The 20244-nt window shown below is 69.1% G+C and carries 18 protein-coding genes; 14 read left to right on the top strand and 4 right to left on the bottom strand.

Going from position 1 to position 20244, the window contains the following annotated elements; all coding sequences use genetic code 11:
* The first annotated feature begins 257 nt into the window (after nt 1-257).
* The 13 genes from KO481_RS10300 to KO481_RS10240 all read left to right on the top strand — a co-directional run bounded on the left by KO481_RS10300 (nt 258) and on the right by KO481_RS10240 (nt 13944).
* Complete coding sequence (locus KO481_RS10300; protein ID WP_215916834.1) at nt 258-692, top strand: BlaI/MecI/CopY family transcriptional regulator; 435 nt, start codon at nt 258-260, stop codon at nt 690-692.
* A gap of 86 nt (nt 693-778) precedes the next feature.
* Nucleotides 779-1723: a M56 family metallopeptidase gene (locus tag KO481_RS10295; protein ID WP_215916833.1), complete on the top strand. Its 945-nt coding sequence runs from the start codon at nt 779-781 to the stop codon at nt 1721-1723.
* A complete protein-coding gene (locus KO481_RS10290; protein ID WP_308166485.1) occupies nt 1716-3086 on the top strand; it encodes a DEAD/DEAH box helicase in 1371 nt (456 codons plus the stop codon). The genes KO481_RS10295 and KO481_RS10290 overlap by 8 nt, the downstream gene beginning before the upstream one ends.
* Nucleotides 3087-3441: 355 nt before the next feature.
* Nucleotides 3442-4296, top strand: a complete 855-nt coding sequence (locus KO481_RS10285; RefSeq protein WP_215916832.1) for an LLM class flavin-dependent oxidoreductase — start codon at nt 3442-3444, stop codon at nt 4294-4296.
* 115 nt (nt 4297-4411) lie between these two features.
* Nucleotides 4412-5848 (top strand): GuaB1 family IMP dehydrogenase-related protein, encoded by a 1437-nt coding sequence (locus tag KO481_RS10280; RefSeq protein WP_215916831.1) that lies wholly within the window; start codon nt 4412-4414, stop codon nt 5846-5848.
* Between the two features lie 346 nt (nt 5849-6194).
* On the top strand, nt 6195-7577 hold the full coding sequence (locus KO481_RS10275) for a hemolysin family protein (RefSeq protein ID WP_215917324.1): 1383 nt from the start codon (nt 6195-6197) through the stop codon (nt 7575-7577).
* Nucleotides 7578-7666: 89 nt separating this feature from the next.
* Nucleotides 7667-8731 carry a hemolysin family protein gene (locus KO481_RS10270; RefSeq protein WP_215916830.1) on the top strand — a complete coding sequence of 355 codons (1065 nt, stop codon included), beginning with the start codon at nt 7667-7669 and terminating at the stop codon, nt 8729-8731.
* A gap of 76 nt (nt 8732-8807) precedes the next feature.
* Nucleotides 8808-9743: a 3-methyladenine DNA glycosylase gene (locus tag KO481_RS10265; RefSeq protein WP_215916829.1), complete on the top strand. Its 936-nt coding sequence runs from the start codon at nt 8808-8810 to the stop codon at nt 9741-9743.
* Between the two features lie 76 nt (nt 9744-9819).
* A complete protein-coding gene (locus KO481_RS10260) occupies nt 9820-10500 on the top strand; it encodes a DUF6069 family protein (RefSeq protein ID WP_215916828.1) in 681 nt (226 codons plus the stop codon).
* Nucleotides 10497-10760 carry a hypothetical protein gene (locus KO481_RS10255; RefSeq protein ID WP_215916827.1) on the top strand — a complete coding sequence of 88 codons (264 nt, stop codon included), beginning with the start codon at nt 10497-10499 and terminating at the stop codon, nt 10758-10760. Before KO481_RS10260 ends, KO481_RS10255 begins: the two co-directional genes overlap by 4 nt.
* Nucleotides 10757-11587, top strand: coding sequence for a VC0807 family protein (locus KO481_RS10250; RefSeq protein WP_215916826.1), 831 nt, complete (start codon nt 10757-10759; stop codon nt 11585-11587). The genes KO481_RS10255 and KO481_RS10250 overlap by 4 nt, the downstream gene beginning before the upstream one ends.
* Nucleotides 11588-11721: 134 nt before the next feature.
* Nucleotides 11722-13299: an LVIVD repeat-containing protein gene (locus KO481_RS10245; RefSeq protein ID WP_215916825.1), complete on the top strand. Its 1578-nt coding sequence runs from the start codon at nt 11722-11724 to the stop codon at nt 13297-13299.
* Complete coding sequence (locus KO481_RS10240; protein WP_215916824.1) at nt 13300-13944, top strand: DUF305 domain-containing protein; 645 nt, start codon at nt 13300-13302, stop codon at nt 13942-13944.
* 267 nt (nt 13945-14211) lie between these two features.
* On the opposite strand, the gene KO481_RS10235 is transcribed toward KO481_RS10240, so the two are convergent.
* The 4 genes from KO481_RS10235 to KO481_RS10220 are packed head-to-tail and all read right to left on the bottom strand — an operon-like array spanning nt 14212 to nt 17647.
* On the bottom strand, nt 14212-14931 hold the full coding sequence (locus tag KO481_RS10235; protein ID WP_215916823.1) for a hypothetical protein: 720 nt from the start codon (nt 14929-14931) through the stop codon (nt 14212-14214).
* Nucleotides 14932-14967: 36 nt separating this feature from the next.
* Entirely contained in the window at nt 14968-16257 is a 1290-nt protein-coding gene (locus KO481_RS10230; protein WP_215916822.1) for an acyl-CoA dehydrogenase family protein, read from the bottom strand.
* Nucleotides 16258-16259: 2 nt separating this feature from the next.
* Complete coding sequence (locus KO481_RS10225) at nt 16260-16904, bottom strand: TetR/AcrR family transcriptional regulator (RefSeq protein WP_215916821.1); 645 nt, start codon at nt 16902-16904, stop codon at nt 16260-16262.
* Entirely contained in the window at nt 16901-17647 is a 747-nt protein-coding gene (locus KO481_RS10220) for an SDR family NAD(P)-dependent oxidoreductase (protein ID WP_215916820.1), read from the bottom strand. The genes KO481_RS10225 and KO481_RS10220 overlap by 4 nt, the downstream gene beginning before the upstream one ends.
* A 303-nt stretch (nt 17648-17950) precedes the next feature.
* Between KO481_RS10220 and KO481_RS10215 the strand changes: the two genes are divergently transcribed.
* Nucleotides 17951-20134, top strand: a complete 2184-nt coding sequence (locus tag KO481_RS10215; RefSeq protein WP_215916819.1) for a malate synthase G — start codon at nt 17951-17953, stop codon at nt 20132-20134.
* The last annotated feature ends 110 nt before the right edge of the window (nt 20135-20244 follow it).

Here is a 20244-nt window from a genome sequence, read left to right as displayed (position 1 = left end):
ATGCGGACCGAAACGGAAGATAGGTTAGGCTTACCAAGCTTTCTGAGCAATGCTTCGATTCGCGTCAGCAGTTATTCGTCGCCGCGACCGGGCTGGTCGCCCACGATCGACATCCGGTCGACACCGCTCACGGTCCGCCGAACGCCACGCCGCCCGGGCCGGCGTCCGAACCACCCGTGAAAAATCCCACACAGCTACCGACGGGTTACGACGACCCGTAGTACGCGTTTGTGTCGTTGACTCCGTAAGCTTGTGGGATGGCAGGTCTTGGTGAACTCGAGAAAGCGGTCATGGACCAGTTGTGGTCCGCCGATCAACCGCAGACGGTCCGGCAGGTCCACGAGGCCCTCGCAGCGCATCGCGAACTCGCGTACACCACCGTGATGACCGTTCTGCAGCGTCTGGCGAAGAAGGATCTGGTGGTTCAGCAGCGCGACGATCGCGCGCATCGCTACGCACCGGTGCACACCCGCGACGAACTGGTCGCCAGCCTGATGGTCGACGCGCTGCAACAGGCGGACGAGGTGGGCAGCCGCCGCGCGGCCCTGGTGCACTTCGTCGAACAGGTCGGCAACGACGGGGCTGCGGCGCTTCGCGAGGCACTCGCTAAGCTCGAAGCCACCGAGGCCGCGCGCACGTCCGACAGGACGCGCACAGCATCCGACGACAAGGGGGTCGCCCCGCAGCAGTAGGTTTGGCTGCGGCGGCCGAATCCACTGGCCGCACGCAGCCTGCGTCGCGATCTCGGGCCCTGGCCCCACAACGCAGTGAGCTGAGCATGAACGCAACCGCGCCGGTATTCGCCGGTCTCGCTTTGCTTCTCGCGGGACCGGTCCCAGCCCTGCTCAGCCGAGCCTCGTGGCCGTACCGGACCCCGCGGGCGGCACTGGTGCTGTGGCAGGCGGTCGCCCTCGCCGCGGTGCTCAGCGCGTTCGGTTCCGGCCTGGCCATCGCGAGCCTGCTGCTGGTGCCCGGCCCGGACGGGCGGCCCACCACCTCCCCTACTCGGGAGATCCATGCGCTCGGCCTGTCGCTGTGGCTGGCGTACGTCATCGTCTTCGCGCTCACCCTGATCGTCGGCGCCCGGCTGATCTATATGGTGGTCCGGGTCGGCATCCACACCCGTCGTCGCCGCACCCGCCACCGGATCCTGGTCGATCTGCTGGATCAAGGCGGCGAGCTCAGCGGCCACCGGGCCGCCGACATCCGGGTGCTGGCCGCGGCCGAGCCGATCGCGTACTGCCTGCCGGGCCTGCGCCGGCGGGTCGTGCTCAGCCAGGGCACTTTCACCAATTTGTCGGAACCCGAGCTCACCGCCATCGTCAGCCACGAGCGCTCGCATCTACGGGCTCGCCACGACCTGGTGCTCGAGGCGTTCACGGCCGCGCACGAGGCCTACCCCCGGTTCGTGCGCAGCAAGTCGGCGCTGGACTCGGTGAAGCTGCTGATCGAGCTGCTCGCCGACGATTCCGCGATCAAGGTCACCGGCCCGACGCCGCTGGCCCGCGCGCTGGTGGCCTGCTCGAACTCCACCGCGCCGCAGGGCGCGATGGCCGTGGGCGGCCCGACCACGCTGATCCGGATTCAGCGCCTGTCCGGCCCGCTCGGGGATCTGCGCATCGCGTCGGCAGCCTATCTCGCCGCCGCGGCCATCCTGATCGTGCCGACCCTCGCCGTCGCGATTCCCTGGCTCGTCGAGCTGGACCGATTGTTCAGTGTCTGAGCCGGGCGGGGCCGCGACCGCGCTCGCCGGGCTGGGCCTGCCGGTGCCCCTGGTGCAGGCGCTGCGCAGGGCGGGCCTGAACAGTGCCTTCCCGATTCAGGCCGCGGCGATTCCCGATATTCTCGCCGGGCGCGACGTGCTCGGACGCGCGGCCACCGGCTCCGGCAAGACGCTGGCCTTCGGGCTGCCGATGCTGGTCCGGCTCACCCGGGCCGCCTCGGCGCCGCGCCGTCCGCGCGGAGTGATCCTCGCACCTACCCGCGAGCTGGCCCTGCAGATCGAGCGGGCGCTCGACGAACCCGCGCTGGCCTTGGGCCTGCGGCTGGGCACGGCCGTCGGCGGCGTCCCGATCAAGCGTCAGGCCGAGCGCCTGACCCGCGGCGTGGATGTGCTCATCGGCACCCCGGGCCGTCTCGCCGACCTGATCGCCCAGGGCGCCGCCGCGCTGGACGACGTTCGGGTGGTCGCCGTCGACGAGGCCGACCACATGGCCCAGCTCGGCTTCCTCGACCAGGTCACCGTGCTGCTGGACCGGCTGCCCGCCGACGCCCAGCACCTGCTGTTCTCGGCCACGCTCGACGACGCCGTCGACACGCTGGTACGGCGATACCTCACCGATCCGGTGACCCACGCGGTCGACACCGCGGTCCCGGCCGCACCGCGGGCCGCTCGAGAATCCGGTTCTGCCACAGGCGCTTCCGGCGCGAGCCCGGCGGCCGATGCCCCGGCCGCGACCGGACCGGCCATCGCGCACCACCTGCTGCACATCCGCAAGGCCGACAAGCGCGCCGTGGTCACCGAGATCGCCGCCCGCGAGGGCCGGACGTTGCTGTTCGTGCGCACCCAGTACGGCGCGGACAAGCTTGCCCGCCGGTTGCGGGAGTCGGGCATCGGTGCGGTCGTCCTGCACGGCGGCAAGGCCCAGAATCAGCGCACCCGGACCCTGGCCGCCTTCGCCGACGGGACGGCCCCTGTGCTCGTGGCGACCGACGTCGCGGCGCGCGGCATCCACGTCGACGACATCTCCCTGGTCGTGCACGTGGATCCGCCCGCCGACCCCAAGGACTACCTGCACCGCGCGGGCCGCACCGCCCGCGCGGGCGACACCGGCACCGTCGTCACCCTGGTCACCGACGACGAACGCGCCGAATTCGATGCCCTCGTCCGCCGGGCCGGGGTCACCATGACCGAATCCCGCATCCGCCCGGGCACTCGCGAGCTGACAGCCCTGACCGGCGCCCGCCAGCCCTCCGGCCGGCCGATCCCGGACCCCGCGGCTCCCCCGCCCGCCCCGGCGAACACCACCGGCCGAACCCAGCCCCAGCGTCCATTCTCCCGCCGGAGCAATCGGCCGTCGCGCTGACCTCGAGTTCCCCGGCCCCGGCCCGGCACGCATCACGCGCCTCGACCTGGCGCCCGGGCAGCAACTCTTCGGGCGCACGTCCCACCTCGATTCCGTTTGCGCGCATCCGTTTCGGTCAGGATCGCCGCTACGCTTCGGCCGCCATCGCCACCGCCGCGCCGCCGGATCGCCCAGCGCCCATTCACATTCCGATGGCGGCGTCAGCTCTCCCGCGCAGCCGCCCGGCGCCCTCGGCCGAATCCCTCACGCGCACCGCCGATTCGGCCACACCTCCCCTGAGCTGCACTGCGAACCGAAACTCGATTCGCGACGTACATTCGAGTCGGTACACGCTATCGACGAGGGGAAGACACTTATGGTTCAGATCGGTACGGGCCTGCCGAACCAGATCCGCAACGTGCGCCCGGACAGCATTCCGGAGTTCGCACGCCGCGCGGAAAAGGCCGGCTTCTCCACGCTCAGCACGGTCGGCCGCACCGCCTACCCCGGCGTCCAGGACACCGTGGCGCTGGCCGCCGCGGCGGGTGCGACCAGCACGATCGGGCTCCTGAGCGGCGTCATGCTCGCCCCGACCTGGCCCGCGGTGCTGCTGGCGAAGGAGCTGGCGGGCATCGACGGGATCTCCGGCGGCCGGCTCACGGCCGGAGTCGGTGTCGGTGTCCGGCCGGACGACTTCGTGGCCGATGGGTACGGCACGTCCGGGCGGGGCGCGCGATTCGACCGCGATCTGGAGACCTACGCCGCGGTGTGGGAGGGCAAGCCGGTCGGCGGCGGGACGAATCCGGCCGTGCCGCAGGGCACCCGGAAGATCCCACTGCTGTTCGGCGGTTTCGCCCCGGCCGCCCTGGACCGGATGGCGCGCTGGGGTGAGGGCTACGTGGGCGGGTCACTGCCGCCCGCGATGGTGGGTCCATCGTTCGACGCGGCCCGCGAGGCCTGGCGGCGCGGTGGACGCGAGGGCTCGCCACGAATCGTCGCGCTGGCGTACTACGCCCTGGGCGACGGCGACGCGGGCCGCGACAACGTCTACGACTACTACAGCGTCACACCGGATTTCGCGAAGATCACCTCCGGCGCGGTCTGCACGACGCCCGAGGCGGTCCGGGAGGCGGTCGCGGGCTTCACCGATCTGGGCGCCGACGAGATCCTGTTCAACCCGGGCACCGACGACCCGGACGATGTCGCGCGCCTGGCCGAGATCGTCTTCTGACGACCCCGATCCGTGACGGGTGCGGCCGGTCCGCCGGGCCGGCCGCGCATCCGGGCACGCGCCGTTCCCGCCGCGCCTGCCCGGACACTCCCGCCGGTCCCCTACAATCGTGGGAGTGCAGTTCCTTCCCGGCCACCAGCCCCCCTACGACCTGACCTACGACGACATCTTCCTCGTCCCGAATCGGACGGATGTGGCGTCCCGATTCGACGTGGACCTGTCGACCAGCGATGGGACCGGCACGACCATCCCGATCGTGGTGGCGAATATGACCGCCGTCGCCGGCCGCCGGATGGCCGAGACGGTCGCCCGCCGCGGCGGCATCGTGGTGCTCCCGCAGGATCTGCCGCTCGGCGCGGCCGCCGACACCATCTCCTTCGTCAAGAGCCGGTCCCTGGTCGCCGACACCCCCGTGGTACTCGACCCGGACCACTCGGTCTCCGAGGCCCTGGCCCTGATGCACAAGCGCGCACACGGCGCGGTCGTGGTCGTGGAGAACGACCGTCCGATCGGCGTCGTCACCGAGGCCGCCTGCGCCGATGTCGACCGGTTCGCGCGGCTGCGCGCGGTCGCGGACGCCTCGTTCGTCACCGCCCCCGCCGACGCATCGCCGCGCGAGATCTTCGAGCTGCTGGAATCCCGGCACGCCGCCCTCGTCGTACTGCTCGCGGCGGACGGCACGCTCGCGGGCGTGCTCACCCGCACCGGCGCGATCCGCACGGGCATCTACGATCCCGCGGTCGACGCGGCGGGCAAGCTGCGCATCGCCGCCGCGGTCGGCATCAACGGCGACATCCCGGCCAAGGCCAAGGCACTGGTGGACGCGGGTGCGGACGTGCTGGTGATGGACACCGCGCACGGTCATCAGGTCAAGATGCTCGAGGCGCTGCGCTCGGTCGCCGACCTGCGCCTGGGCGTGCCGCTGGTGGCCGGCAACGTCGTCTCCGCCGAGGGCACCCGCGATCTGGCCGAGGCCGGGGCCGACATCATCAAGGTCGGCGTCGGGCCCGGCGCCATGTGCACCACCCGAATGATGACCGGCGTGGGCCGCCCGCAGTTCTCCGCGGTGGCCGAATGTTCCGCCGCGGCGCGTGAGATCGGCGTGCACGTGTGGGCCGACGGCGGCGTGCGCCACCCGCGCGACGTGGCCCTGGCCATCGCCGCGGGCGCGTCCAACGTGATGATCGGCTCCTGGTTCGCCGGCACCTACGAATCCCCCGGCGACCTGCGCACCGACCGCAACGGCAACGTGTACAAGGAGAGCTTCGGCATGGCGTCCAAGCGCGCGGTCGCCGCGCGCACCGTCACCGACGGCGCCTTCGACCGGGCCCGCAAGGCGCTGTTCGAGGAAGGCATCTCGTCCTCGCGGATGCGCCTGGACCCGGAGCGTCCGGGCGTCGAGGACCTCATCGACCACATCTGCTCGGGCGTGCGCAGCGCGTGCACCTACGCCGGGGCCCGCTCGCTGGCCGAACTGCACGACAAGGCGGTGCTCGGCGTGCAGTCCGCCGCCGGATTCGCCGAGGGCCGCCCGCTGCCGTCGGGCTGGTAGCAGCAGAAGTCTGTGCGATGCCCGTGGCCACCCGCCGCGGGCATCGCCTCGTAGTGGGCACATCGCGACCGCGTGCGGATGTGACCGTCACCGCGCGGCGCGGCCGGGATTTCGCGGGTGAGTGCCGGTAACATGATGATTGCCGGACCCGGTAACACAATTCCCGCGGACGGCGTTTATCTTGATAATCCGCTACCACCTGCGAAAGGAACCAGTTGTCACCCGCGTCCGAGGGCGCCACTACGGAGGGCTCCTCTACCGAGCCGGGTGACCGACCCGGCGCCCCCGTCATCGCAGCAATTAGAGGTCATTCGGTCCGAACCGGACATTGGGGACGGTGCTGACCGTGTCAGTCGTGCTCACAGTGCTCAGCCTGGTGGGTTTCATCGCGCTCACCGCGGGCACCGCCCTGTTCGTCGCCGCCGAATTCTCCCTCACCGCGCTCGAGCGCAGCACCGTCGAGGCGCACGCCCGCGAGGGTGACCGCCGCGCCCGCCGGGTCCGCAAGGCCCATCGCACGCTGTCGTTCCAGCTGTCCGGAGCTCAGCTCGGCATCACCCTCACCACCCTGGTCACCGGCTATATCGCCGCACCGGTCCTGGCCCGGCTGTTCGAACCGCTGTGCACCGCACTCGGCGCGAGCCCCGGTGCAGCACAGGGCATTTCCCTGGCGATCTCGCTGATCCTGGCGACCTCGCTGTCGATGATCTACGGCGAACTGGTGCCCAAGAACATCGCCATCGCCGCCCCGCTGGCCACCGCCCGCATGACCGCCATCCCGATGATCGCGTTCTCCGGGGTCTTCGCCTGGCTGATCAAACTGCTCAACGGCACCGCCAACTGGGTGGTGCGGCGTCTGGGCATCGAACCGGCCGAGGAGCTGCGTTCCGCGCGCTCCCCGGAGGAACTGGGCTCGCTGGTGCGCACGTCCGCGCGGCGCGGTGTGCTGGATCAGCGGACCGCGCAGGTGGTGGATCGTTCGCTGGAGTTCGGCGAGCGCAGCGCGGAGGAACTCATGACCCCGCGGGTGAAGATCGAGGTTCTGGACCAGAACGACACCATCGCCGACCTGATCGCCGCCGCGAGCCGCACCGGATTCTCCCGGTTCCCGGTGATCGATGGGGATCTGGACAACACCCTGGGCGTCGTGCACGTCAAGCAGACGTTCCTGCATCCGGTGCGGGAGCGCCGCACCATCCGCCTGCGCTCGATCGCGCGCCCGGTGCCGATCGTGCCGGCCAGCCTCGACGGCGACGAGGTGCTCGAGCGGGTGCGCGCCGACGGCATGCAGGTCGCGCTGGTGGTCGACGAATACGGCGGCACCGCGGGCATCGTGACGATGGAGGACATCATCGAGGAGATCCTCGGCGATGTGCGCGACGAACACGACGAGGAAGAGGTCGAGGTGCGCCGCACCGCGTCCGGATGGAACTGTTCAGGCCTGCTGCGGATCGACGAGGTCGCCCGCACCACCGGATACGACGCCCCGGAGGGCGAATACGAAACCCTCGGCGGCCTGGTGCTGACCCGGCTCGGCCGCATCCCGGAACCCGGCGACGAGGTGACGCTGCCCAATCCCGGCTCCGGGCAGCGCAATTCGATGGAGCCACACATCCGCGGCGGCTGGGTCGCCCGCGTGGAGCGCATGGACGGCCGCCGGATCGACCGGGTGCTGCTGGTGCCGGTCGACGCCGACACGATGGCCGGATGGGAGCTCAGCCATGGATAACCGATCCGGATTCACGCTCGCACGGGCACGTCGCGCCGCACCCGGGGTAGTCGACGCGCGGAGTCCATGGGCCGGGTGGGAGCTCAGCCATGGGTGATCTGTTCGGGATCGTACTGACGCTGGCGCTGCTGGGCTGCAACGCCTTCTTCGTCGGCGCCGAGTTCGCGCTCATCTCCGCGCGCCGCGACCGCCTCGAGGCCCTGGCCGCACAGGGGAAACGCGGCGCACACACCGTGATCCGCGCCGGTGAGCACCTGTCGATGATGCTGGCCGCCGCGCAGCTGGGCATCACCATCTGCTCGCTGCTGCTGGGCCGCATCGGCGAACCCGCGATCGCCCACCTGCTGCACGGGCCGTTCCGCTTGGCGCACATGCCGGACCAGCTGCTGCATCCGATCGCGTTCGCGCTGTCGCTGGGCCTGGTGGTCATGCTGCACATGCTGCTGGGCGAGATGATTCCGAAGAACATCGCCCTGGCTGGACCGGAACGCGTTGCGCTGCTGCTGGTTCCGATGTTGCTCCGCTGGCTGCGCCTGGCGCGGCCGCTGATCATGCTCTACAACCTGGCGGCGAATCTGTCGCTGCGGGCGTTGCGCATTCAGCCGAAGGACGAGCTCGACACCACGGTGTCTTCGGTGGAGCTCGCCGAGATGCTGGGCGAATCCCGTTCGGAGGGGCTGATCGACGAGGAGGAGCACCGCCGGCTCACCCAGGCCCTGGGCACCACCGACCGCATCGTCGCCGATGTGATGGTGCCCCTGGCCACGACCCGATGCGTGCCGCTGCGCGGGGACGGCACCACGCTGGGCGATATCGAATCCGCCGTGGCCGAGACCGGTTTCTCCCGCTATCCGGTCCGCACCGACGACGGCTCGCTGGTCGGCTACCTGCACGTGAAGGATGTGCTGGACAAGGTCGCCGACGACGATGCGGGCCCCGCCACCCCCATCCCGCGCACCGATATCCGCCCGCTGCCCACGGTCAGCATGGGCACGACGCTGTACGAGGCCCTGGCCCGGCTGCGCCGCACCAGCAGTCACCTCGGGCGCGTGGTCGACAGCCGCGGGAACACGGTGGGTATCGTGGCCCTCGAGGATCTGGTGGAAGAGTTCGTCGGCACGGTGCGCGACGCGACGCACCGTATCGCCGAATGAGCGGTGCGCAGCGGAGCGAATCATCGGCACAGCGCGCGCCGCGCATGCCGGAGCCGAGCGCCAGCGAGGCGCAGGCATGAGTAGTGTGAGCATTCTCGTACTGCCCGAGCGCGATTGGCGCGCTCGGGCGGCGGCCCATCGCGACCGGGTCGACGCCCTGGTCGGCCCGTACCTGGAGCGGCGGGCCGCGGGCTCGAAGCATCCAGTGATCGATTTCCTGTTCACCTACTACGGCCACAAGCCGGCGCAATTACGCCGCTGGCATCCCGGTTACGGTGTGGCACTCGAAAATGCGGCCGAGTACGACGGTGCGCGGGGGTACCATCGCGCACCGGACGCAACGACGGACGCCGCCGCGTGGACCGCCGATCCCGCCTATCTCGCCCGCCGTCACGACACCCTCGAGTTCGTGGCAAATCTCCTGCGCGCCACCGCGTCCCGGCCCGCGCACCTGTCCTGTTTCGGCCTGCACGAGTGGGCGATGGTCTATCGCAGCGACGAGGTCCGCCATCAGCAGGTCCCCCTGCGCCTGGGCCATGCGGGCACCGACGCGGTCGTGGAGTCGATGCCCCTGCGCTGCACCCACTTCGACGCCTTCCGCTTCTTCACCCCAGAGGCCGTACCGCGCAACACCGAGCCACTCACCCGCGAATCCCAGATCCTGCGCGAGCAGCCCGGCTGCCTGCACGCCAACATGGATCTCTACAAGTGGACCTTCAAGCTGATCCCGCTGGCCGACTCGGCACTGCTGCTGGACTGCTTCGAATTTGCCTGCGCCGCGCGGGAATTGGATATGCGCGCCAGCCCCTACGAGCTGTCCGAGTACGGTTACGCGCCCGTCCGCATCGAAACGCCCGCGGGCCGCGCGGAATACGTGCGAGGCCAGTCCGATCTCACCGAGCGCGCCGGTCGGTTACGCACTCGCCTGCTCGACGAGTGCACCCGCCTGCTGGCCGCCGCGCGCGCACAGCCGCCGAACGGCGCAGGTGTTCGAGACCACGAGAGCGGGTAAGGATCGATGACCGGAAATATCGGTCAGGCCCTACACTCGACGCACACGCAACGCTCTCGACGGAGGTGATCAGCGGTTGAATCCCAGGGATCCACGCGATCAGTACACCGCACGTTACGAACCCGGCTACCAGCCGGAGAACTATAGCGAATCCGCATACGGCCGGGATCCCGGATACGATCGGCGTCCCGACTACGGTCGAGACCCAGGTTACGACCGGCGTCCGGACCACGGTCGAGACCCGGGATACGACCGGCGTCCCGACTATGGCCGAGACCCCGGATACGACGCGTATCAGCGATCCGATTATCCGGAACGCAGGCCCCGGCGGTCGGGGCCCGAGGTCGACATCGGCAAGTTCGCCGGAGGCGTCTTCGCCGCGGCGGTGGTCTCGGCGCTCGCGGCCTGGCTGTGCGCATGGGTCATCGAGGTCATCGGCACGCGAATGACCCAGAACGGCAGGTTCGGGGTGTGGAACCCGATGGCGCAGGACGCGTACTGGTTCGCGGTGGCCGCCGGCCTGTGTGCCGTGCTGGCCGGGGTGCTCTACTACGCGCTGCGCCTGGCAACGCCCTCGCCGGAGGTGTTCTTCACCTGGATCGTCGGCATGCTGACGGCCGCGGCGGTGATCACTCCCCTGTTGTTCTCCAACGACATCTGGGTGGGCGTCACCACCGCCATCGAGCACCTGGTTATCGGGCTCCCGATTCTCAGCATGGTCCGCATGGTCGGCATCAGGAGCGTCATCTACCGGTGAGGCCCGCCACGGCGGTCGATCTCCTCGATCCGGCGGCGGAGCTCGGCCATCCGGCGGTGTCTGTGCTGGAAGGCATACTCCGCTCCGGACAGGAACGCGGCGAGTTCCGCGACTTCGACCCGACGGTGATGACAACCCTGGTGCAGCGCGCCATCGATGGGCTGCCTTTCCTTCTCGATATCCGACCTGGCCTGGACATCGCCGCGTACGGGCGCGAGGTGTCGACCGCTTTCGATCTCGCGACAAGGGCACAGCGATGACCAGTGCACCCGACGGCACGACTCCCGTCACCGCGTCGTCCCAGGATCAGGTGGACGCGGCATCTGCGGTGACTGCGGGGCGACCAGCCAACCTGGCTCGCCAGCTGGCCACCTTCGGCTTCGACATCGGTGCACCGATCGCCGCCTACTATCTGCTGCACGGTCTCGGGGTGAACAACCTGGTCGCGCTCGGCGCCGGCGCCGTCTTTCCCGCTCTCGGTGCGGGCTACAGCTTGGCCGTCAAGCGCCGCGCCGATACCGTGTCCCTGCTGGTGCTCGGTACGCTGGGCGTCTCGATTCTGACGGCGGTCATCTCGCGCGACCCGAGATTCCTGCTGACCAAAGAGGGCCTGATAACGGGCCTGTGGGGAGCATGGTTTCTGGCCAGCGTATGGGCCCGCAGGCCGGCCGCGTTCCTGTTCGCCCGCCCGTTCATGGAGGGCAGACGGGCATTCGCCGTCCGCGACTGGGACGCACTGTGGCAGGTCGACCCCCGCTTCCGGCGGCTCTGGCGGGTGTCGAGCGTGATCTGGGGCCTCGGCATCCTCGGCGACGCGGCAGTTCGGGTTGTCATGGCGTACACCCTGCCGATCCACGTCGTTCCCGGGCTCAGCGGAGCGCTCTGGCCGGTGACCTTCATCGTCCTTCAAGTCGTGACCAACATCTACTACATGGTCGCCGGCCTGAACCGGATGCTCGGCGCGCGTTGGCTGGGCCGACGGGCCAACGCGCCCGGCGACGTCCAGGCCGCGCCCCCTCAGGTAAGCACCGATTCCTCATTAGATCCGAGCGATCTCCAAGCCAACTCGACCGATCGACCCCGATAGATCCTCGAAAATCACTGTCCCCAAAACGAACTTACCGGCGGGTCATGTGAGCTATCGTTCCGGACTGTCGGCGTTGCTTGCAGCACAGGCGATCGCGCGACGGGGATTACCGGCCAGGCAGTTTGGGGTTCGCGATGGGGCGATTCACGGGCATTCGGCGTTCGAAACCGGTGCTGGTGGTGTTGGCGGCGCTACTCGCAGCGGTGACGCTGCCGCTCGGCGGTGCGTCGGCGGACCTGCAGTCCGATATCGCCACCCAGGTGCAGCAATTCCTCGATGTGGGAACGGCTTCCGTGCCGCGCGCGGACTGCGGTCCCGGATCGATGCCGGAAACCGGTCTGCAGGGCGATGTTCCGGCCGCCGACCGCGACAACGGCCGCAGCACACAGGGTTACACCTGCAACATGTCGTTGGTCGGCGGATACGAGGGGCGCGGCGGCGGCATCACCTCCACCACCTACGACCACTGCTCGTACACCGGCTCGTTCTTCCCAGGCAACCTGCTGGGCCCGGCGCAGGGCGTGCAGGTGCTCGACGTGTCCGATCCGGCACATCCGGTGCTCACCGCGACGCTCACCGAACCGGCGATGCTGGCCGGGACCTGGGAGAGCCTGAAGGTCAATGTCGCGCGAAAGCTGCTCGTGGGCACCGGCGTTCCCATCGGCGAGGGCGCGGGGTACATGTCGGTCTACGACATCTCCGACTGCGCGCATCCGCGGCTGCTCAATCCCGGGCCGGGATCCAATCTCCTGATGCCGCTGCCGATCACCACGCACGAGGGCGGCTTCTCCCCGGACGGGCGAACCTATTGGGCCTCAGGGATCGCACCGGGCTTCGTCAGCGCGATCGACCTGACGAATCCGGCCGACCCGCACGTGATCTGGCAGGGCCTGACCGGAATCGAGGCGCACGGCTTCGGGGTCAGCCCCGACGGCAACCGGATGTACCTCTCGGCGCTGGCCGGGTTCACCGTGCTCGATATCAGCGCGGTGCAGCGCCGCGACCCGAATCCCCAGGTCCAGCACATCGGCCGGGTCTTCTGGACGGACGGCTGGGCCACTCAGCACAGCATTCCGGTCAGCTACGGCGGCAGACCGTATCTGTTCACCGTCGACGAGGCCGGGGCCGGTGGCGTCAAGCTCGTCGACATCTCCGACGAACGCAATCCGCGCGTGGTCGACAAGATCAAGCTGGAGATCGACCTGCCCAATCACCTGGACAGCAATCTGGCCTCCTCGATGGGCGGCTCGGTGTTCTCCTACGACGCGCACTACTGCGCGGCCGATCGCCCCGACAATCCGACCGCCCTGGCCTGCGGCTGGGAATCCTCCGGCATCCGGGTATTCGACGTGCGGGATCCGTTCCACGCCCGCGAGATCGCGTATTACAACCCGCCCGCGCGTACCGGGCAGAACCTGCAGCTGTGGAATTCCCCGCACGCGCTGGGCTCGCTGATCGGACCGCCCGCACTGGAGGGCTTCTCGATGGCGCGGGCGGTCCTGGACGGGAAATTCGATCCGGCCAAGGCACTCTCGCCACGCTCGGGAATGCTCGCCTTCGGCGATGTCTCCAGCGACTGGTGTTTCGCCCCGCCGGAGTGGCACGGCAGCCAGCTGTGGACCACCTGCAACGACAACGGATTCATGGTACTGCAGCTGGGAAACGGCGTGTATTCCCCACCGGCGGACCAGCATTCGATCGTGGGCTCGTAGATGGACCGCTGGTACCGCCTGGGATCGTACCTCGCCTCCGCGCTGATCCTGCTGGTGATCGGCGCCGCGCTGCGGCCACTGATAGTGCCCGGACATCCCGCAGCCCCACCGATTCTCACCGCCACCGAGATCGGTTTCGCGCAGGACATGACCGCACACCACGAGCAGGCACTGCTCATGGTGCAACGCCTGGACCCCGGGGCCGACCCGACGGTGCTGCGGCTGTCGCAGCAGATCGATCAGACGCAGCGCACGGAGATCGGCATGCTGCTCGCCTGGCTGCGCCTGGCGAACGCCTCGCCCACCGACGACCATCCGATGGCCTGGATGCATTCCATGTCCACACAGCCGCATTCCATGGGACCCACGACGCTCGCCACCTCACCGAACACCATGCCCGGCATGGCTTCCCAGGCAGACCTCGACAACCTCGCCGCTGCCCGCGGCCACGACGCATCCGTCCTGTTCCTGCAGCTGATGTACCGCCACCACGTGGGCGGCGTCACGATGGCCCGGGCCGCTGACCTGCAGCTCACCTCCGGCGCGGTCAAAGAGGAAGCGCGGGCAATGATCACCGAGCAGGGCGAGGAGGTCGGGCTCATCCTTGCTCTGCTGGACCAGTTGGGCGCCGCCCCGCTGCCGTAGGCCTGGACTACCCGGGCCCGAACGGCTGTGACCCGAAAACGACCGCGCCCGCCGGAATTCCGGCGGGCGCGGTCGTTTGCCCGATATGACGTCCCGTTACAGCGGCGGAAAGCCGGACGACCCCGTGGACAGCCAGGTCCAGAATGCATCCACATGTGCCACGAGCACATTGAGGATGTCGATGGCGGTGCTGCTCATCACTAATCCTTACATCAGGTTATCGGTAAGCGTCACCCATGGTAGCCACAAGGCCGCGACGCGATGGGATCAGCGCTCCGGAACCCACGGCCCGGAAGGACCCGGGCCGTAGGTGAGGGCCAGATCGAACGGGTGCCGGTTCCAGGTATCGATGGCCAATCCGGCCAGCACTCCCGCAACCTCGACCCCGGACCGGCTGGCCGGAGCCGAAAGGGTCTGCCCCGGACCGGATTGCGCCTGATCTCGCCAGACCTCGGCGCCGACCGGTGCCGGGCTGGTCTCGATCAGCGAGTACCACTGCCCGTCCGGCCCGCGGGTCACCGCGGACAGGACGTAGGGAGCGACAGGCGGCTCCTGGCCACCGGATTCGACGACTACCAACTCGCCGCGCTCGGCAGCGGACAGGGCTGCCCGGCCGAGCCACCGGCAGAAGGCCATCCACGAATCGCGTGTGACGGCAGCCTTCGCCGTCTGCTCGTCGACCCGTGTCAGCGGCACGGAGGCGATCTGCGACACACCACCGTCCGGACTCCGGTACCGCGCCACCAACGCGAGGTGTGCGGACCGGCCGTCGGCGGCGACAGTCAGCAGCCCCATCTCCCGAAAGCGATTCCGGCCCATCGGTACTCGGGCGACCTGCCCGCCCCCGACGAGGTCGAGCAGCAGATCGGGCCGCTCGAGCCACCAGTAGGTCGCCTCCTGACCACCCCAGATCGGCAGATACGGCCCGATCACGGGACCCAATTCCACCGTATGCACCACATCGCCGACCGACATCCCCGCATCCATGCCCAGGATGCTAACGAACGATGCGGCTGACGGCGATCACAAATTCCCGATGGTGTGTTCGAGCCTGCGCGCCACCAGTTCCCGCGCCTGTTCGCGCAGCGCGGGCCGGTATCCGCTGGGGTACACCGGATCCGCGGGGGTGTACTGCTTCAGTACCTCGCGGGCGAGGGTGATCTTGTGGACCTCAGTGGGCCCGTCCGCGATGGCCATCACCTGGGCGTAGGTCATCATGTCGGTGAACGGCAGATCGGTGCTGACGCCGATCGCGCCGTGCAGATGCATGGCGCGCTGGGCGATATCGTGCATCACCTTCGGCATGGCCACCTTGATCGCGGCGATGTCGTGCCGGACCTTCAGGTAGTCCTGTTCCTTATCGATGCGCCAGGCCGTGCGCAGCACCAGCAGGCGGAACTGCTCCATCTCGATCCAGGATTCGGCGATCTTCTCCTGCGTCAGCTGCAGCCCGCCGAGCACGCCCTTGCGCATCGGCCGCGACACCGCGCGCTCGCACATCATGTCGAATGCCTTGCGCACCAGGGCAACCGTGCGCATCGCATGGTGCACCCGGCCGCCGCCGAGCCGGGTCTGGGCGACGATGAAACCCAGTCCCTCGGTACCGAGCAGAGCATCTGCGGGCACTCGGACGTCGGTGAAGCGCAGATGCCCCTCGTGCTCGCTGAAGCCGGGCACCGTGAAGTTCCGGACGATCTCCAGCCCGGGCGCGTCGGCCGGGACGATGAACATCGACAGGCGCTGGTGCGGTGGGGCCTCCGGGTCGGTGACCACCATGACGATGTGGAAGGCGGCGAATTCAGCGGCGGAGTTGAACCACTTCTCGCCGTTGATGACCCACTCGTCACCCTCGCGCACCGCGCGGGTCCGGAACGCCGTCGGATCGGAGCCGCCGGTCGGCTCGGTCATCACGTAGCAGGAGCCGATCTCGCCGTCGAGCAGGGGCTGCAGATACTTCGCCTTCTGCTCGGGGGTGCCGTAGTGAGCCAGGATCTCGGCATTGCCGGAATCGGGCGCCTGACAACCGAAGACGAGCGGCGCCCACAGCGAGGTGCCGATCGTCTCGTTCAGCAGCGCCAGTTTCAGCTGCCCGTAGCCGGGACCGCCGAGTTCGGGGCCCAGGTGACACGCCCACAGTCCCTGCTGTTTCACCTGCTCCTGCAGCGGTTTCATCAGCGCCCGGATCTCGGGGTCGGTGCGGTCGTAGGGGTTCGGGTACAGCAGGTCCAGCGGTTCCACCTCGGTGCGGACGAACTCCGCGACCCAGTCCAGTTTCCTCTGGTAGTCCGGATCGGTCTCGAAATCCCAAGCCATGATCAGCCTTTCGTGGGTGTGCAGGAGTGGTTGAGGACCCCGTCCAGGACGGTGGCCGTGAGTATGTCGGCGATCTCGGCCGGCGAGCGCTCCCCATGCGGGCGATACCAGAGGGTCACCGTGTTCAGCATGCCCAGCAGGCTGTTGGTGACGACGTGATCGGCGGTACGCAGCGCGCCCGCGGCGCACCCCGCGTCGATCACCCGCTGCCAGCACCGCTGCACCCGATCGCGCAGCTCCTGCAACTCGTTCGCGCGCTCGCCGGTCAGCGCGGAACCGTCCCGCAGCTGGATCGCGACCTCGCGCCGACGCTCGACGATCAGCTCGACATAACCCTGAATCAGATTGCGCAGCTGGGTGATCGGGTCGTCGCCGGAATCCGCGACGCGCTCCCCGTCGTCGAGAATGAGCTGAATGTAGTCTCGCAGGATCTCCCACAGCAGCTCCTCCTTGGAGCCGATGTGGTAGTACAGCGCGCCCCGCTGCACCCCCGCCCGATCGCCGATCTCGGCGACACCGGTGCCGTGAAACCCCTTCTCCGCGAACAGTTCCACCGCCGCGCTCACGATCCGCGCCCGGGTCGCGCCCGGCGTCGACTGCGCGGCGGGCGGACGGCCCCGGCGTCGCGGCGCGGCGGCCTGCGTCATCGCCAGCCGCCGTCGAGCGCAAGCGTGGACCCGGTGCAGAATGCCGAGGCATCGGTCGCGAAATACAGTGCCGCGCCGACGATATCGCCCGGCTGCCCGACCCGGCCCAGGGCATTGTGCCGGACCAGCTCCGCGCGCAGCGCATCCGGCCACGCCTTGGCGATATCGGTCTCGAACGGACCGCACTGAATCGTATTGACCCGCACCGCGGGTCCGTAGGTCTGCGCGAGACCCGCTGTCAGCGCGTTCAATCCGGCCTTCGCCGCGGCATAGGGCACCGCGAGCGGCTCGGGGCGCGCCGCCTCGATCGAGGAGACGTTGATGATCGAACCGCCGCCGGCCGCGGCCATCCGCGCCCCGATCGCGGCGGCCAGCCGGAACGGCCCCTTGAGGTTCACGGCCATCACCTTGTCGAACATCTGCTCGGTGACCTGGTCCAGGCTCGGATACAGCAGCGACATCCCCGCGTTGTTGACCAGCACGTCGACCTTGCCGAATTCGCCGTAGGCGGTCTCGATCAGCCGATCGCACTGCGCCCAGTCGCCGACGTTGCACGCCACCGGCAGCGCCCGGCGCCCGTGCTTGCGCCGCACCTCCTCGGCCAGCCCGATGCACCCGTCGACCTTGCGGCTCGCGATCACCACATCCGCACCCGCCGCGGCGAAGGCCAGCACCATCTCGCGCCCCAGCCCCCGGCTACCGCCGGTCACCAACACGACACGGCCCGCCAGCGCCTGCTCCATCCGGCCACTCCCCTCGCGCAGAAATGTTCCAGTCAGTACATTAAGTCGCGCGCGATCGAACCACAAGACCCCTTCGGCGATATCCGGAACCAAAACCGCCACGACCACGTCTAATAGGAATTAGGCATAGCAACATCGACTCGAGGCGAGACGACGACGATCGCTATTTCCAGGAGCGCAACCGGGAGGGCTGGCTCGAATGACGGCCGCCTTCCATCGGGGCCGAAGCGGGCCGCGGACTACCCCCGAGTAACATGACAACCGTACTTTTTGCATCCGACTTTCTCGAAGTGAGGCAGGTAGATGACGGAGCGGATTCAGGTCGGCGGGCTTCAGGTCGCAAGTGTTCTCCACGCGTTCGTTGAGAACGAGGCGCTGCCGGGCACCGGCGTAGATTCCGCCGCGTTCTGGTCCGGCGCCGAGGCCGTCATCAACGACCTGGCCCCGCGCAACCGCGCCCTGCTGGCCGAGCGCGACGAGATCCAGGGCAAGCTCGACGCCTGGCACGCCGAGAACCCGGGCACCGGTTACGACAAGGCCGCCTACAAGGCCTTCCTCACCGAGATCGGGTACCTGCGTCCCGAGCCCGCCGGCTTCGCCATCGGCACCGAGAACGTCGACGACGAGATCGCCACCACCGCCGGCCCGCAGCTGGTGGTTCCGGTGATGAACGCCCGTTTCGCGATCAACGCCGCGAACGCGCGCTGGGGTTCGCTGTACGACGCGCTGTACGGCACCGACGCCATCCCCGAGACGGGCGGCGCGGAGAAGGGCAGCGGCTACAACAAGGTCCGCGGCGACAAGGTCATCGAGTGGGCGCGCAACTTCCTCGACGATGCCGTGCCGCTGATCACCGGCTCGCACATCGGTTCGCAGGCCTACAAGATCGTCGACGGCGAGCTCGAGGTCACCCTCGAGGACGGCACCGACATCGGCCTGGCCGACGCCTCGGCCCTGGTCGGCTACCTCGGCACGCCCGAATCCCCGACCTCGGTGCTGTTGCGGCACAACGGCCTGCACATCGAGATCCAGATCGACCCCTCCTCGCCCATCGGCAGCACCGATACCGCCGGGGTCAAGGACGTGGTGCTGGAGTCCGCGGTCACCACGATCATGGACTTCGAGGATTCGGTCGCCGCGGTCGACGCCGAGGACAAGGTCCTGGGCTACACCAACTGGCTCGGCCTGATGAAGGGCGATCTGGCCGAGGCGGTCACCAAGGGCGGCAAGACCTTCACCCGCACCATGAACCCGGACCGGGTCTACACCGGCCTGGACGGGAAAGAGGTTGTGCTGCACGGCCGTTCGCTGCTGTTCGTGCGCAACGTCGGCCACCTGATGACCAGCGACGCGATCCTGGACGCCCAGGGCAACGAGGTGCCCGAGGGCATCCTGGACGGCCTGTTCACCTCGCTCATCGCGGTGCACAGCCTGCGCGGCCAGGCCCGGGTCGCCAACTCGCGCACCGGTTCGGTCTACATCGTCAAGCCCAAGATGCACGGCCCCGACGAGGTCGCCTTCGCCAACGAGCTGTTCGGCCGCGTCGAGGGCGTGCTTGGCCTGCCCGCCAACACGCTCAAGGTCGGCATCATGGACGAGGAGCGCCGCACCACGGTCAACCTGAAGGCCTGCATCGAGGCCGCGCGCGACCGCGTGGTGTTCATCAACACCGGCTTCCTGGACCGCACCGGCGACGAGATCCACACCTCCATGGAGGCCGGGCCGATGGTCCGCAAGGCCGACATGAAGAAGCAGCAGTGGATCGCCTCCTACGAGGACTGGAACGTCGACGCGGGCCTGTTCGCCGCGCTGCCGCACAAGGCGCAGATCGGCAAGGGCATGTGGGCGATGCCGGACCTGATGCACGACATGCTCGAGCAGAAGATCGGCCACCCGCGCGCGGGCGCGACCACCGCGTGGGTGCCCTCCCCCACCGCCGCCACCCTGCACGCCACGCACTACCACCTGGTGGACGTGTTCAAGCGGCAGGCCGAGATCGCCCGGGGCGGCGCGCGAGCCACCGTCGATCAGATCCTGGAGATCCCGCTGGCCGCGAACCCCGACTGGCCCGCCGACGAGATCGCCAACGAGCTGGACAACAACTCCCAGTCCATCCTCGGCTACGTGGTGCGCTGGATCGACCAGGGCGTGGGCTGCTCCAAGGTGCCCGACATCAACGATGTCGCGCTCATGGAAGACCGTGCGACCCTGCGCATTTCGAGCCAGCTGATGGCGAACTGGCTGCGCCACGGCATCGTCACCGCCGACCAGGTGGTCGCGAGCCTCGAGCGCATGGCGCCGGTGGTCGACCGGCAGAACGCGGGCGACGCGGCCTACCGGCCGATGGCCCCGGACTTCGCCGGCAGCGTCGCGTTCCAGGCGGCCAAGGAGCTCGTCCTCGAGGGCGGCACCCAGCCCAACGGCTACACCGAGCCGATCCTGCACCGGCGTCGCCGCGAGGCCAAGGCGCTGGCCGCCAAGGGCTGAGCCGCGCGCCCAGCTGCCACACCTCACGAGTCCCCCGGTCGAACACGACCGGGGGACTCGTCGTCTACCACCCTCGGTGACAGCTCACGACCACATCGCGCCGACGCCCG

The organism is Nocardia albiluteola (assembly GCF_018860155.1).
Classification (GTDB): domain Bacteria; phylum Actinomycetota; class Actinomycetes; order Mycobacteriales; family Mycobacteriaceae; genus Nocardia; species Nocardia albiluteola.
The sequence above is the reverse complement of the archived record's forward strand: the minus strand, read 5'-3'. Positions and strand labels throughout refer to the sequence as shown.

What these genes read in the sequence shown, in the direction of transcription:
- KO481_RS10245 (WP_215916825.1), top strand. Translation starts at nt 11,722, where the DNA reads ATGGGGCGATTCACGGGCATTCGGCGTTCGAAACCGGTGCTGGTGGTG.
- KO481_RS10220 (WP_215916820.1), bottom strand. Translation starts at nt 17,647, where the DNA reads ATGGAGCAGGCGCTGGCGGGCCGTGTCGTGTTGGTGACCGGCGGTAGC.
- KO481_RS10240 (WP_215916824.1), top strand. Translation starts at nt 13,300, where the DNA reads ATGGACCGCTGGTACCGCCTGGGATCGTACCTCGCCTCCGCGCTGATC.
- KO481_RS10230 (WP_215916822.1), bottom strand. Translation starts at nt 16,257, where the DNA reads ATGGCTTGGGATTTCGAGACCGATCCGGACTACCAGAGGAAACTGGAC.
- KO481_RS10225 (WP_215916821.1), bottom strand. Translation starts at nt 16,904, where the DNA reads ATGACGCAGGCCGCCGCGCCGCGACGCCGGGGCCGTCCGCCCGCCGCG.
- KO481_RS10235 (WP_215916823.1), bottom strand. Translation starts at nt 14,931, where the DNA reads ATGGATGCGGGGATGTCGGTCGGCGATGTGGTGCATACGGTGGAATTG.
- KO481_RS10250 (WP_215916826.1), top strand. Translation starts at nt 10,757, where the DNA reads ATGACCAGTGCACCCGACGGCACGACTCCCGTCACCGCGTCGTCCCAG.
- KO481_RS10285 (WP_215916832.1), top strand. Translation starts at nt 3,442, where the DNA reads ATGGTTCAGATCGGTACGGGCCTGCCGAACCAGATCCGCAACGTGCGC.
- KO481_RS10270 (WP_215916830.1), top strand. Translation starts at nt 7,667, where the DNA reads ATGGGTGATCTGTTCGGGATCGTACTGACGCTGGCGCTGCTGGGCTGC.
- KO481_RS10215 (WP_215916819.1), top strand. Translation starts at nt 17,951, where the DNA reads ATGACGGAGCGGATTCAGGTCGGCGGGCTTCAGGTCGCAAGTGTTCTC.
- KO481_RS10265 (WP_215916829.1), top strand. Translation starts at nt 8,808, where the DNA reads ATGAGTAGTGTGAGCATTCTCGTACTGCCCGAGCGCGATTGGCGCGCT.
- KO481_RS10300 (WP_215916834.1), top strand. Translation starts at nt 258, where the DNA reads ATGGCAGGTCTTGGTGAACTCGAGAAAGCGGTCATGGACCAGTTGTGG.
- KO481_RS10295 (WP_215916833.1), top strand. Translation starts at nt 779, where the DNA reads ATGAACGCAACCGCGCCGGTATTCGCCGGTCTCGCTTTGCTTCTCGCG.